General features: G+C 67.1%; 10 protein-coding genes and 2 tRNA genes. 4 read left to right on the top strand and 8 right to left on the bottom strand.

What is annotated here, in order from left to right; genetic code table 11:
* Window positions 1-9: 9 nt before the first annotated feature.
* From ACFFJ7_RS12550 to ACFFJ7_RS12525, 6 genes are all read right to left on the bottom strand, one after another.
* Window positions 10-1302 carry an OmpP1/FadL family transporter gene (locus tag ACFFJ7_RS12550; RefSeq protein WP_377592729.1) on the bottom strand — a complete coding sequence of 431 codons (1293 nt, stop codon included), beginning with the start codon at window positions 1300-1302 and terminating at the stop codon, window positions 10-12.
* 104 nt (window positions 1303-1406) lie between these two features.
* Complete coding sequence (locus ACFFJ7_RS12545; RefSeq protein WP_166950691.1) at window positions 1407-1721, bottom strand: SCP2 sterol-binding domain-containing protein; 315 nt, start codon at window positions 1719-1721, stop codon at window positions 1407-1409.
* A 65-nt stretch (window positions 1722-1786) separates the two neighbouring features.
* On the bottom strand, window positions 1787-3577 hold the full coding sequence (locus ACFFJ7_RS12540; protein WP_377592725.1) for an acyl-CoA dehydrogenase C-terminal domain-containing protein: 1791 nt from the start codon (window positions 3575-3577) through the stop codon (window positions 1787-1789).
* A gap of 66 nt (window positions 3578-3643) precedes the next feature.
* Window positions 3644-5983, bottom strand: coding sequence for a 3-hydroxyacyl-CoA dehydrogenase/enoyl-CoA hydratase family protein (locus ACFFJ7_RS12535; RefSeq protein WP_377592723.1), 2340 nt, complete (start codon window positions 5981-5983; stop codon window positions 3644-3646).
* The gene (locus ACFFJ7_RS12530) at window positions 5983-7119 is read right to left on the bottom strand and encodes a thiolase family protein (RefSeq protein WP_377592721.1); all 1137 of its coding nucleotides are present in this window, start codon (window positions 7117-7119) and stop codon (window positions 5983-5985) included. Before ACFFJ7_RS12530 ends, ACFFJ7_RS12535 begins: the two co-directional genes overlap by 1 nt.
* A gap of 166 nt (window positions 7120-7285) precedes the next feature.
* On the bottom strand, window positions 7286-7774 hold the full coding sequence (locus tag ACFFJ7_RS12525) for a MerR family transcriptional regulator (RefSeq protein ID WP_166950699.1): 489 nt from the start codon (window positions 7772-7774) through the stop codon (window positions 7286-7288).
* 277 nt (window positions 7775-8051) lie between these two features.
* On the opposite strand from ACFFJ7_RS12525, the gene ACFFJ7_RS12520 reads away from it, so the two are divergent.
* From ACFFJ7_RS12520 to ACFFJ7_RS12505, 4 genes are all read left to right on the top strand, one after another.
* Window positions 8052-9029 carry an NAD(P)H-dependent flavin oxidoreductase gene (locus ACFFJ7_RS12520; RefSeq protein ID WP_377592718.1) on the top strand — a complete coding sequence of 326 codons (978 nt, stop codon included), beginning with the start codon at window positions 8052-8054 and terminating at the stop codon, window positions 9027-9029.
* 113 nt (window positions 9030-9142) lie between these two features.
* Window positions 9143-9610 (top strand): SufE family protein, encoded by a 468-nt coding sequence (locus ACFFJ7_RS12515; protein WP_166950704.1) that lies wholly within the window; start codon window positions 9143-9145, stop codon window positions 9608-9610.
* A 159-nt stretch (window positions 9611-9769) separates the two neighbouring features.
* Window positions 9770-9854, top strand: a tRNA-Leu gene (locus ACFFJ7_RS12510).
* A gap of 229 nt (window positions 9855-10083) precedes the next feature.
* Complete coding sequence (locus ACFFJ7_RS12505; protein WP_377592716.1) at window positions 10084-10542, top strand: hypothetical protein; 459 nt, start codon at window positions 10084-10086, stop codon at window positions 10540-10542.
* Between the two features lie 17 nt (window positions 10543-10559).
* Here ACFFJ7_RS12505 and ACFFJ7_RS12500 read toward each other — a convergent pair whose 3' ends face one another.
* Together ACFFJ7_RS12500 and ACFFJ7_RS12495 are read right to left on the bottom strand one after the other, a co-directional pair.
* Window positions 10560-11669 (bottom strand): NADH:flavin oxidoreductase/NADH oxidase, encoded by a 1110-nt coding sequence (locus ACFFJ7_RS12500; protein ID WP_377592714.1) that lies wholly within the window; start codon window positions 11667-11669, stop codon window positions 10560-10562.
* A gap of 231 nt (window positions 11670-11900) precedes the next feature.
* Window positions 11901-11985 (bottom strand) — tRNA-Leu (locus tag ACFFJ7_RS12495).
* Window positions 11986-11994 lie beyond the last annotated feature (9 nt).

Below are 11994 nucleotides of genomic sequence, written 5' to 3'. Positions count from 1 at the left end.
GCGTCGCTTCTAGCGGAACACCGCCAGCGGCTGTTCAGGATCGTCCCAGCGGTAGCGCATGCCGACGGAGACGATGTCGGCCGAGGGCTTGAGGTCCGCCACGAAGGGCAGGCCCACGTAGTCCGGATGGCCGGGCACGATGCGCACCGGCGCGGGCTTCACGAAGAGATGCGCGTAGGAAACATCGAACGACAGCTTGTCGTTCCACCGGTAGGAGGCGCCGAGCGACGTCCACAGCCGGTCGGCATCCGGGATGCGCACGTTGCGCACCGCGTCCGAAATCGGCGACAGCTCGTAGCCCAGGCCGCCGCGCAGGGTCAGCCTGTCATCGACCTTGTACTCCGCGCCGAGGCTGAAGAACCAGCCGTCGTCGTACTGGAACTTCAGCGCCGTGGCGGGGGTGCCGGTGACCTTGTTGACGACCGCGACGCGGTTCAGCCGGCTCCAGTTGGTCCACTCCACGCCGGCGAGCAGCGTCCAGCGTTCGTCGATGCGCTGCGACAGGCCGAGCGTCAGCACCTCCGGCAGGTTCACCTTGGCGCGCACCGGGACGGAGACGCCGGGACGGGGCAGCAGCGAGCCGTCCAGCTCGTGATGGATGGAGGAACGGAAGCCGAGGCCGATCACCGTGCCCTCGGCGGGCGTGAGCGTCGCGCCCAGCACATAGCCGACACCGGTGTGATCGCCCTCCAGCGAGACGTTGGGCGCGCCGAAGCCGATGCCGGAAGCCTGCCGCAGGGTGACGTCGAGATACTGGACCTGGATGCCCGCGCCCAGCGACAGCCAGTCGTTGACCTTGTAGGCGATGATCGGCGTGGCGTTGAGGGAGAACACCTTCGACGTGCGGCCGTAGACCTGGCCGGCCCAGTCCTGATTCGGTTTGGTGACGAAGCCGAAGGGCGTGTTGGTGGTGAGGCCGAGCCAGAACCGGTCGTTCAGCTGGATGGCGGCGGTGCTCGCGGGCAGCACGCCTGCCTGGCTGATGTTGCCGGAATCCCGCGGCACGCCGCCGGCTGCCCTGACGGTGCCGAGCGTGTAGAGATCGGGCTTGATGGTGGACTGCGGCGCGACGAGCGTGACGCTGCTCTCAAAGGTGAGGCCCGGGTTCATGGTGATCGTCGCCGGATTCCAGAAGGCCGACGACAGGCCGCCCGAGCCCGCGCCGACGCCCGCGAACGACAGGCCGAGCCCACGGGCGCTCTGCTCGCGCAGTGCGAAGGAGCCTGCGATAGCCGGCAAACAAAATCCTGTAAAGGAGAAGGAAACGGCCAGCATGCATGCCAGCCGCGAGGGCTTGTTCATATGGTCCTCCCTATATGTTTTTTTGGCGTCCGCCTTGTCGGCGGCTCTTGTTGGTGGCGATACGGCGGGTGGGCCGTATCGCTTCTTGCCCCGTGGGCGTGCGGTCAGTCTTCTCCCTGCAGCAGGCCGGCGAGCTTGAGGGCGACGCCCTGCGACCCTTCGACCTTCAGGCGGCCCGTGGAATAGGCGACCAGGGGGTTGAGCTTGCCGTCCATGAGCTTCTGCAGGTTGGCGGAGGACAGCCGCACGGTGGTGTCGGCCTCCTCGCCGCCCGCCTCGACGCTGATGCCGTCCTCGCCGTCGGCGATGGTGATGGTGTCGTCGTTGTCCGTCAGCGCCACCACGACGCGGTAACCGATCCGCGCCACGTTGCCGACGCGCGCGCGGATCGCATCGATGAGTTCTTCCGTCGCGACCATGCGGATTCTCCTTCTGTCACAGCGCGCTCCGGTCTGGTCTATGGAGACGCGCCAAAATCAAAGAACTAGAACCGGTCCTCGCCCAGCGCCATCGTCGACGCCTTGCCGCTTCTGATTGCCGACCACAAGGCACCGGTCTGCGGCAGCAGGCGTTCCATGTAGAAGCGGGCGGTCACCAGCTTCGCTTCATAGAACGCGGCATCGGCGCCGGCGGTTTCACGTTTCCCGACGGCGATCTTCGCCATGCGCGCCCACATGTAGCCCAGCGCCACGAGGCCGAAGAGGCGAAGGTAGTCGGTGGCGGCGGCGCCGGCCTCCTCGGGATCGCGCAGGCCGTTCGCGGCGATGTGGGCGGTGGCCTGCTGGAGAGTGCCGAAGGACTTGGCGAGCGGGCCGATGAAGTCGGCAAGCGCCTCGTCCTCCAGATTGGCGTCGATGAAGGCGAGCACGGGATGGAAGAAGCTGCGCAGCGGCCGGCCGAAGTTGGACGACATCTTGCGGCCGACGAGATCGAGCGCCTGCACGCCGTTGGTGCCTTCGTAGATCTGGGCGATGCGGGCATCGCGGACGTATTGCTCGACGCCGTGCTCGCGGATGTAGCCGTGGCCGCCGTAGGTCTGCACCGCGAGGTTCGCCACCTCGAAGCCGAGGTCCGTGAACAGCGCCTTGACGATGGGCGTCATCAGCGCCACGCGGTCCTCCGCCGCCGTGCGGACCTGCTGGTCCGGCGACAGCTCGTGCTCGTCCAGCGCACGCGCCACCCAGCCGCAGAGCGCGCGGCAGCCCTCGGTATAGGCGCGGGCCGTCATCAGCATGCGGCGCACGTCGGGATGGACGATAATGGGATCGGCGGGCCTGTCGGGGTACTTCGCACCCGCCAGCGAGCGGCCCTGCAGACGCTCCCGCGCGTAGGCGACGGCTGCTTGATAGGCAGCCTCCGCCACGCCGAGCCCCTGCGTGCCGACCGAGACGCGCTCGCTGTTCATCATGGTGAACATGGCGCGCATGCCCTTGTGCGGCTCGCCGATGAGCCAGCCCTTTGCGGCGTCGAAGTTGATCTGGCAGGTGGCGGACGCCTTGATGCCCATCTTGTGCTCGATGCCGGAGCAGCTCACGCCGTTGCGCGGGCCGGGGTTGCCGTCGGCATCCTGCTGGAATTTCGGCACCAGAAAGAGGCTGATGCCCTTGACGCCCTTCGGCGCGTCGGGAAGCCTCGCCAGCACGAGGTGGACGATGTTTTCCGTGAGGTCGTGCTCGCCGGCCGAGATGAAGATCTTCGAGCCGGTGATGCTGTAGCTGCCGTCGCCCTGCGGTATGGCGCGGGTACGCAGCAGGCCGAGGTCCGTGCCGCAATGCGGCTCGGTGAGGCACATCGTGCCGCTCCAGCGGCCCTCGACCATCTTCGGCAGCCAGGCGTCCTTCAGCTCTTGCGATCCGTGCGACCTCAACGCCAGATAGGCGCCATGCGTGAGGCCCGGATAAAGACCGAACGACAGGTTCGACGAGCAGATCATTTCCTCGACGAGCTTGTAGACGCTCGCGGGCAGTCCCTGTCCGCCATAGGCCGGGTCGCTCGCCGCGGCATTCCAGCCGGCCTCGCGGAAGGCGTCGTAGGCCTGCCGGAAGCCCTGGGGCGTGCGCACCACGCCGTTCTCGTAATGGCAGCCTTCCAGATCGCCGCTGGCGTTGAGCGGCAGCAGAACGGTTTCGGTGAAGTTCGCCGCCTGCTCCAGCACATCGTCGATGAGATCGGCGGACAGCTCGCCCTGTCCCTCAAGCGCTGTCAGCTCCGCGCTGCCGTGCAGCTCGTGCAGCACGAAGCGCATGTCCCGCAAGGGAGCCTTGTAAACCTGCATTGTCTCCTCCCCGTTGAAGCGCCCGCCGCTTTCGCTGGCGGCGGGCATTCGTGTTGCGTTGTGCCGTCAGTTGCGGAGCGGCTTGCCGGTCAGCAGCATGTGCTCGATGCGCGCCAGCGTGCCGGGCGTGCGGGCGAGGCGCATGAACGTCTCGCGCTCAAGCCGCAGCACATCCTTTTCGGCGGCCGGCACGGTGGGGTCGGCATCGCTGCCCGAGAGCACGTCCGCAAGCCCGTCCGCGACGACGAGGTCGTGGTCCGTGGCGATGCCGCGCTTGTGGAAGCCCTGCGCGGCCATCATCATGGCGAGCTTGCCGGACGGGCCGGGCAGGACGATCTCGACGCGCTCCGGCGGCGTGTAGCCTTCCACGAGTTCGAGCGCGCGCGCCTTCGCGTCCGCGAGCAGACGGTCGCGGTTCATGGTGACGCGGTCGCCCTCGCGCAGGATCAGCATGTCGCGCGCCTCCGCCGCCGATTTGGAAACGGTGGCGGTAGAGACCATCTCGAACACCTTCGCGGGCGCGGGCATCGGGCCATGCGGCAGCTTGCCGGGCGCAGACCAGCGCACCAGCAACTCCTTGCAACCGCCCCATGCCGGCACGAGGCCGACGCCGCATTCGACGAGGCCGGCGTAGGTCTCGGCGTGCGCCTGCACCGCGTCCGAATGCAGCAGCAGCTCGCAGCCGCCGCCGAGCGCCATGCCCGACGGCGCGCCGACAACGGGGAAGGGGGCGTGCTTCAGCGCGCCGTAGACCTTCTGGCCGGTGGCGACGAGCTTCTCGATCTCGCCCCACGCGGCGATGTTGGCCGCGAAGAGCGCGAGGCCGAGGTTGGCGCCGACGGAGAAATGCCGGCCCTCGTTGTAGATCACCAGCGCCTTGTAGCCCCTCGCGACCAGCTTGATGGTGCGGTCGAGCGCGTCCAGCACCTGATCGTCGAGGGAATTGCCCCTCGTGGTGATCTCGAAGCACGCCACGCCGTCGCCGATATCCCACAGGCTCGCGGCGCCGTTTTTCAGCACCGGCTGCGACCGACGCCTGATGTCCTCCAGCAGGATCACGCCTTCCGGGCGGACGACGTCGTGATAGTCGCCGTCGAGGCCGAAGAACTGCAGGCGGCCGTTTTCGACGCGGTAGAATTTCCGGTCGCCGATCTGCTCCAGCAGCGGCGGCACGGTTGCGCCCTCCGCCTTCAGCCGTTCGACGAGCCACGCCGCGCCCACGCGGTCGATGAGCGCGAACGGCCCTTCCTTCCAGTTGTAGCCGAGGCGCATGGCGTCATCGATGGCGACGATGTCGTCCGCCGCCTCCGGCACCAGACCGGCGGCGTAGGCCAGCGTGCGGCCCATCACGCGCCAGGCGTATTCGCCAACGGGGCCGGGTGCGTTGAACAGCGCGCGCAGGTCGCGGCCGGCTTCCTTCAGCGTTTCCGTATCCGCCCTGGCCGACGGGCGGTAGGCGCCGGTCGCGAGGTCGATGCTCTCCTTGACGCGCCCGCCGTTCGCGGTATTGAGGCGATAGAAGCCGCCCTTGCCCTTGCGGCCCGTGTAACCCTCCTCGATCATGCGGCCGATCAGCGGCAGGTCGCGGTTCAGCGCGTGGAAGGCATCCGCCGGCGGCAGGCTTTTCGCCAGACTCGCGTTGATGTGCGGCATCAGGTCCAGCCCCACGAGGTCGGCGAGGCCGAAGACGCCGGTCTTCGGGATGCCGAACGGCCGGCCCATGGCGGCGTCGGCGTCCTCGATGGCGAGGCCGAGGTCGATGGCCTCCACGACGCCCGCCTGTATCCAGTAGACGCCGAGCCGGTTGGCGATGAAACCCGGGCTATCCTTGCATCTGACGATGGACTTGCCCAGCCTTTCGTCGGCGAAACGCGACACGCGCGCCGCCTGCGCGGGATCGGTATCCGCTCCCGCCACCACCTCCAGCAGCCGCATGTAGCGCGGCGGGTTGAAGAAGTGGGTGATCAGGAAGTTCAGCCGGAACGTTTCCGGCAATCCAGCGACGAGGTCGTGCAGCGGAATGGTGGAGGTGTTCGAGGACACGGCTGCGTCCGGCCGGCGTGCCGCCTCGATCTTCGCGTAAAGCGCCTGCTTGATGTCGAGACGCTCAATGACGGCTTCGACGATCCAGTCGCATTCGCCGATCCGGGCGAGATCGTCGTCGATGTTGCCTGGCTCGATGAGCCTCGCAGCCTTTTCCGACATCAGCGGGGCGGGGTCGGTCTTCTTCAGCCGCTCGATGGCGGTGCGCGCGATGGCGCTGCGGTCGCTGCCTTCCGCCGTGCCGGGAGGAACGATGTCGAGCAGCAGCACCGGTACGCCCGCATTGGCGATCTGCGCCGCGATGCCCGCCCCCATGACGCCTGCGCCGATGACGGCGACTTTTTCAATCTTGCCGTTGGTCATCACACGCGCTCCAGAATCGTTGCGATGCCCTGGCCGCCGCCGATGCACTGGGTGGCGAGCGCGTAGCGCTTGCCCTCGCGCACGAGCAGGCTCGCGGCCTTGCCGGTAATGCGCGCGCCCGTCGCGCCGAGCGGATGGCCGAGCGCGATGGCGCCGCCGTCGATGTTGAGCGTTTCCTCGCGGATGCCGAGTTCGCGCACGCAGGCGAGCGCCTGGCTGGCGAAAGCCTCGTTCAGTTCCACGATGTCGATGTCGTCGATGGTAAGGCCGGCGCGGTTCAGCGCCTTGCGGGTCGCGGCGACGGGGCCGATGCCCATGATCTCCGGCTCGCAGCCCGCCACGGCCACCGAGACCACCCGGGCGAGCGGCGTCAGGCCGTTCCTGTCGGCATAATCCTCGCTCGTCACGAGAACGGCGGAGGCGCCGTCAGTGAGCGGCGAGGACGTGCCCGCGGTGACCGTGCCGTGCGCGTCGAAGGCCGGCTTGAGAGCCGCGAGCGCCTCGGCGGTGGTGTCCGGGCGCGGGCAGCCGTCGCGCGTTACCAGACTCTTGCCGGTATCGATGGCGACGATCTCGTCGTCGAGGCGCCCGGCCGCCTGCGCCTCGGCTGTCAGGCGCTGGCTGCGCAGGGCGAAGGCCTCCTGCTCCTGGCGGCCGATGTCCCACTGCCTGGCGACGTTTTCCGCCGTGTCGCCCATGCCGAGCAGCGCGCCCGGACGGGTTTTCGCGAAGGCCGGATTGGGCAGCGGGTTGAAGCCCATCATCGGCACGCGCGACATGCTTTCCACACCCGCCGCGATGAATGCCTCGCCCGCGCCGAGCTGGATCTGGCCCGCTGCGATGTGGATCGACTGCATCGACGATCCGCAATAGCGGTTGACCGTCATGCCCGCGACGGACAGCGGCAGGCCGGCGAGGAGACCCACGGCGCGGCCGATGTTGAAGCCCTGCTCGCCCTCCGGAAAGGCGCAGCCCATGATCAGGTCCTCAAGGTCGGCGGCTTTCACGCGGCTGCGCTCCACGAGCGCGCGCACCACCTGCGCGGCGAGGTCGTCCGGGCGCACACGCGCCAGATCTCCCTTGCGGGCAAGCCCGAAGGGGGAACGGACGTAGCCGGCGATGACGACATTCTTCATTGACGTAATCCTCCCCAAGTAATGGCAATCGATTTTTTTATTCACTCGGCGGTGGCCAGTACGGCGCTATAGTCTGTCCTGTTTACGTTGAAATAGGCAGATTATAGGTTCCTTATTTTGAGCGAATTCTGATCGATCAGATGGCTCCATCTGATCGGAGCGCGCTCTAGCGGCCGGAAGGCGCGGTTCTGCTGCCGTATGCCATCGCCGCGCGGGCTTCCCGCTCGATCTCGTCGAGTTCGGCCAGCGCCTCGTCGAGGGCGATGCGCTGCTCCTGCAGGGACTGCCGGCGCACGCCGATGCGCTTCAGCAGCATGCGCAACTGCTCCTGCTGGGTCCTGTCTGCGTCGTAGAGATCAAGATACTCCCTGATCTCGCGCAGCGAAAACCCCAGCCGCTTGCCGCGCAGGATCAGGATCATGCGCACCCGGTCGCGGTGGCTGTAGATGCGGTTGTTGCCGGCGCGGCGCGGCGCGATCAGCCCGCTATCCTCATAGAAACGCAGCGTGCGCGCGCTTACGCCGAGTTCGCGGCCAAGCTCAGTGACCGAATAGAGGCGGTCGTCCGGCGCGCCCGCGTCTTCGCCGAAGCCGCCATCCACCGCGGCGGAAACGGTCTGCTCCGGCACCGCATCGATCGCGCCCGCGTCAGTCATTCCGCCCTGTATCCCTGCTGCATGTTTTTCATCCTCCCGTCAGCTGGCGATACGAATCGCCCGCCCGCGCCGGAGCGGCGGCCATTTGCGGCCTTGTTGCTCATGCTCCAAGCTTCCCTATACATCTCATACTTGACGTATACGTCAATTGCAATACCACTTGGTGAGGAAAGATCGCCCGGCCCGGGCCGTCTGGTGGAATCCGCCGGTGTAGGCAATAGTTGCGGGCGATGGTTGCGATCGCATCTACGATGCATTTGGGAATGGAGCGCCTGGAATGGGTTTGATGTCTCTTGTCGAAGGCCGGCTGACGCTGCCGGCGATTGCAGCGCCGATGTTTCTGGTTTCGGGGCCCGATCTCGTGATCGCCCAATGCCGTGCGGGCGTCGTCGGCAGCTTTCCCTCGCTCAACGCGCGGCCGCTTGAGGTGCTCGACGAATGGCTTGTGCGGATCGGGGAGGCGTTGCGCGCCCACGACGCGGCGCATCCTGAAAAGCCTGCGGCGCCTTTCGCGGTCAACCTGATCGTGCACCGGTCGAATGCGCGTCTTGACGACGATCTGGCGCTCGTCGTCAAGCACAGGGTGCCGCTGGTCATCACGTCGCTCGGCGCGCGCGAGGACGTGAACGCCGCGATCCACGCCTACGGCGGCATCGTGCTGCATGACGTGATCCACACCACCTTCGCCCGCAAGGCGATCGAGAAGGGCGCGGACGGGCTGATCGCCGTCTCCGCCGGCGCCGGCGGGCATGCGGGCGCGTGGTCGCCATTCGCGCTCATCGAGGAAATCCGCGCGTGGTGGGACGGGCCGCTGGCGCTGTCCGGCGCCATCGCCACCGGGCGCGGCGTGCTGGCGGCGCGCGCGGCGGGGGCGGACTTCGCCTACATCGGTTCCGCCTTCATCGCCACGCAGGAGGCGCAGGCGCCGCAGGCGTACAAGGACATGATCGTGGCGGGCGGCGCCGCCGACATCATCTATACGGATGTATTCACCGGCGTTGCGGGCAACTATCTGAAGCCTTCACTGACGGCGGCCGGCATCGATCCCGACAAGCTGTCGCAGGTGACGCCGCAGGCGCTGGACCTCGCGCTGTCGAAGGACGGCCCCCGGCCGTGGCGCGACATCTGGGGCGCGGGGCAGGGAATCGGCGCGATTCGCGAAATACCGACGGTCGCCGGCCTCGTGGCGCGGCTGAAGCAGGAGTATGACGCCCAGCGCGGACGGCTTTGCGGCGCCCCCGGCGCAGGGGAATGAGGGCGCCGGGCGAGGCGCGGGTCGCGGACTGTTTTGCGCATCGCCCGCAAAATCACCATATTGAGGCGTGAACACCACGCGCTACTGAAAAGATGACAAGCGAGCCCGTTGCCATGCAGCCCCCCCTTGAAGAGATTCTCGACAACTTCGCGTTCCTCGACGACTGGGACGACAGGTATCGATATCTGATCGAGCTGGGGCGCACGCTGGAGCCGCTGCCCGAGGACGCGCGCACGGAGGACAACAAGGTGCGCGGCTGCGCCAGCCAGGTGTGGCTGCAGTCGAGCGTCGTGCCCGATTCGCGGGGCGGCGCGCCGGTGCTCATCTTCCACGGCGACAGCGACGCCCATATCGTGCGCGGGCTGGTGGCGCTGGCGCTCGCGATCTTTTCCGGCAAGCGCGCGGCCGAGATCGTGCGCACCGATGCCTTTCCGGTCTTCGACCAGCTCGGCCTCGCCGCGCACCTTACGCCCCAGCGCTCCAACGGCCTGCGGTCGATGGTGGACAGAATCAGGAAAGACGCCCAGCGCGTCGTGGCGCAATCGTCGCCGAACGCGGCGGCAACCGCCGATTCTGCCTGACTCCGCGCAATGGAAGGCGCGCAGGACGATATCTCTGCCGGAAAATACGCCGCACGGGGACTTGTCCACAGGCGTCACGCAAACGACATAACAAGTGCCTCACCCCCCATTGACAGTTCGGGAACGGCTTCGTAAACAGACGTCCTCGCTTGCAGGCGAGCCCAGGTGGCGGAATTGGTAGACGCGCTGGTTTCAGGTACCAGTGACGCAAGTCGTGGAGGTTCGAGTCCTCTCCTGGGCACCATCAGTCTGATCTCTTTCATGAAATCGGCTGATCAGGTGCAGGGCGCATCCCGGAAAGCAAGGGATCAAGGCGCTGCTGATAGACTTTCCCATTACGATTCAGGCCAGGTTGATTACGTCGCAATTGTCGTGTGGCGAATCGGCCTCTGTTGCCTTTGCGGCGGAGGCGGTGGCCACCGTGGCAAGAGCCGTGGCGATGTGGCCATGATATGCGGGGTCGCGGGGACCGGATGACAGATTATCTCCACCACGTCATGCTCACTACCGGCGACGTCACGCGGATGCCGCGCGACGGGATTTCGGACGACGACATCGGGGCTATCGCCGAGATGCTGGATGGCGTGTTGCTGGGCGGCGTGCTGCCGGCTCCCGGTGCGGAAGAATATCTGGTCAACGGCTCACACCATCGGGATAACCTGATGGTCACGTTATGGCGCGGCCCCTGGCCGAAGCGGACGGCAGTCCTGACGACGGCCGTGGCGCGCGGGCCGGGGCCTGCGCTGACGTTGTGGCGCGAGATGCACCGCAGCGCGCGCGTACCTCTTGCCACCGACACCGGCAACCCGCCGCCGGAGCCGTGGATCGCCGACCGCGCGGAAGCGAATGCAGTCGCATATGCGGCCGAGGCGTCGCGGATCGGTGACTGGTCGCGACGCCTCGGCTGGGCGTGGATGGATTATGGCAGGTGAGGGCGCAGGCCGGCTCCTCAATCCGCCTGATCGAACAACTTGCTGAACTGCCGCGGCTGGGAGCGCAGGTACTGGTTGGGCGCGCGCACGCTCGCGCCGAAATGGGCGGCGGCGTGCCAGGGCCAGTGCGGATCGTAGAGGATGGTGCGCGCCAGGGCGATGAGGTCGGCATCGCCGGTGCTGACAATTGCTTCGGCCTGCTCGAATTCCGTGATCAGCCCCACCGCGACGACCGGAATTCCGACAGCGGCCTTCACCGCCCGCGCGAAGGGGACCTGATAACTGGGGCCGATGGCGATCCGCTGGTTTTCGGCCAGCCCGCCGCTCGAAACGTGGATGGCATCGCAGCCGCGCGCTTCCAGCGCCTGCGCGAAAGCAATGGTCTGCTCGACATCCCAGCCGCCTTCCACCCAGTCGGTTGCGGAGACGCGCGCCGAGACCGGACGGTCGGCCGGGAAGGCCGCGCGCACAGCGTCGAACACCTCCAGCGGGAACCGCAAGCGGTTTTCCAGCGATCCGCCGTATTCGTCATCGCGCCGGTTCGAAAGCGGCGACAGGAACTCATGCAGCAGGTAGCCGTGCGCGGCGTGGATCTGGACTGCGTCCAGCCCGAGTCTGCCGGAACGTTCGGCCGCCTGCGCGAAGGCCAGGCGGATGCGTTCAAGCCCGTTCCTGTCGAGCGCTGCCGGCGCGACATCGCTGGCGCGGAAGGGCACGGTGGATGGGGCCACCGTCTGCCAGCCATTCGCATGGTCGGGCGGAATCTGCGCGCCGCCGTTCCACGGCACGTCCGTGGAGGCCTTGCGGCCGGCGTGGGCGAGCTGGATGGCGATCGGCATGCCCGACCAGCGGCGGATGCCGTCCAGCGTCCGGCCCAGCGCGGCCTCGGTTTCATCCGAATACAGGCCGATGTCCCTGTAGGTGATGCGCCCTTCGGGCGCGACGGCCGTCGCCTCGATCGTCAGCAGGCCGGCGCCGGAATTGGCGAGGCTGCCAAGGTGAATCAGGTGCCAGTCTGTCGTCTTGCCGTCCTCGGCCGAGTATTGGCACATAGGAGCGATGACGATTCTGTTCCGCAGGGGCAGCTTGCCGATGTCGATCGGTGAAAATAACTTCGCGTGAGTCACGATTGCTTTCCTTCGCGTAGAAACAGGCGGTGTCCCCAAGAGTGGCACAGCGGACGGCTGGCGACCATGCGCTCCGGCAGCACAGGCCGACGGATCGATCAACGGACACTGAAGACAAGCAATTTTATAGATGATCGCGATGACGCTCCACCGCCGCGACAGGGGACACCACCGGACAGGTGCGCACAAGCACCCATCCCAATTTCAGCAGCATTTCACTGTGAGATTGAGTGGTGCGGCCGAGAGGACTCGAACCTCCACTGGTTGCCCAACTAGCACCTCAAGCTAGCGCGTCTACCAATTCCGCCACGGCCGCAGCGTGTCC

The sequence above is a fragment of the Pseudochelatococcus lubricantis genome (assembly GCF_042432495.1).
GTDB classification, from domain to species: domain Bacteria; phylum Pseudomonadota; class Alphaproteobacteria; order Rhizobiales; family Beijerinckiaceae; genus Pseudochelatococcus; species Pseudochelatococcus lubricantis.
This window is presented reverse-complemented; position numbering and strand designations above follow the sequence as displayed.

Bases quoted from the DNA above. Each gene is read 5' to 3' on its own strand.
- ACFFJ7_RS12525 (WP_166950699.1), bottom strand. From the start codon at position 7,774: ATGACTGACGCGGGCGCGATCGATGCGGTGCCGGAGCAGACCGTTTCC.
- ACFFJ7_RS12545 (WP_166950691.1), bottom strand. From the start codon at position 1,721: ATGGTCGCGACGGAAGAACTCATCGATGCGATCCGCGCGCGCGTCGGC.
- ACFFJ7_RS12540 (WP_377592725.1), bottom strand. From the start codon at position 3,577: ATGCAGGTTTACAAGGCTCCCTTGCGGGACATGCGCTTCGTGCTGCAC.
- ACFFJ7_RS12530 (WP_377592721.1), bottom strand. From the start codon at position 7,119: ATGAAGAATGTCGTCATCGCCGGCTACGTCCGTTCCCCCTTCGGGCTT.
- ACFFJ7_RS12550 (WP_377592729.1), bottom strand. From the start codon at position 1,302: ATGAACAAGCCCTCGCGGCTGGCATGCATGCTGGCCGTTTCCTTCTCC.
- ACFFJ7_RS12535 (WP_377592723.1), bottom strand. From the start codon at position 5,983: ATGACCAACGGCAAGATTGAAAAAGTCGCCGTCATCGGCGCAGGCGTC.
- ACFFJ7_RS12520 (WP_377592718.1), top strand. From the start codon at position 8,052: ATGGGTTTGATGTCTCTTGTCGAAGGCCGGCTGACGCTGCCGGCGATT.
- ACFFJ7_RS12515 (WP_166950704.1), top strand. From the start codon at position 9,143: ATGCAGCCCCCCCTTGAAGAGATTCTCGACAACTTCGCGTTCCTCGAC.
- ACFFJ7_RS12505 (WP_377592716.1), top strand. From the start codon at position 10,084: ATGACAGATTATCTCCACCACGTCATGCTCACTACCGGCGACGTCACG.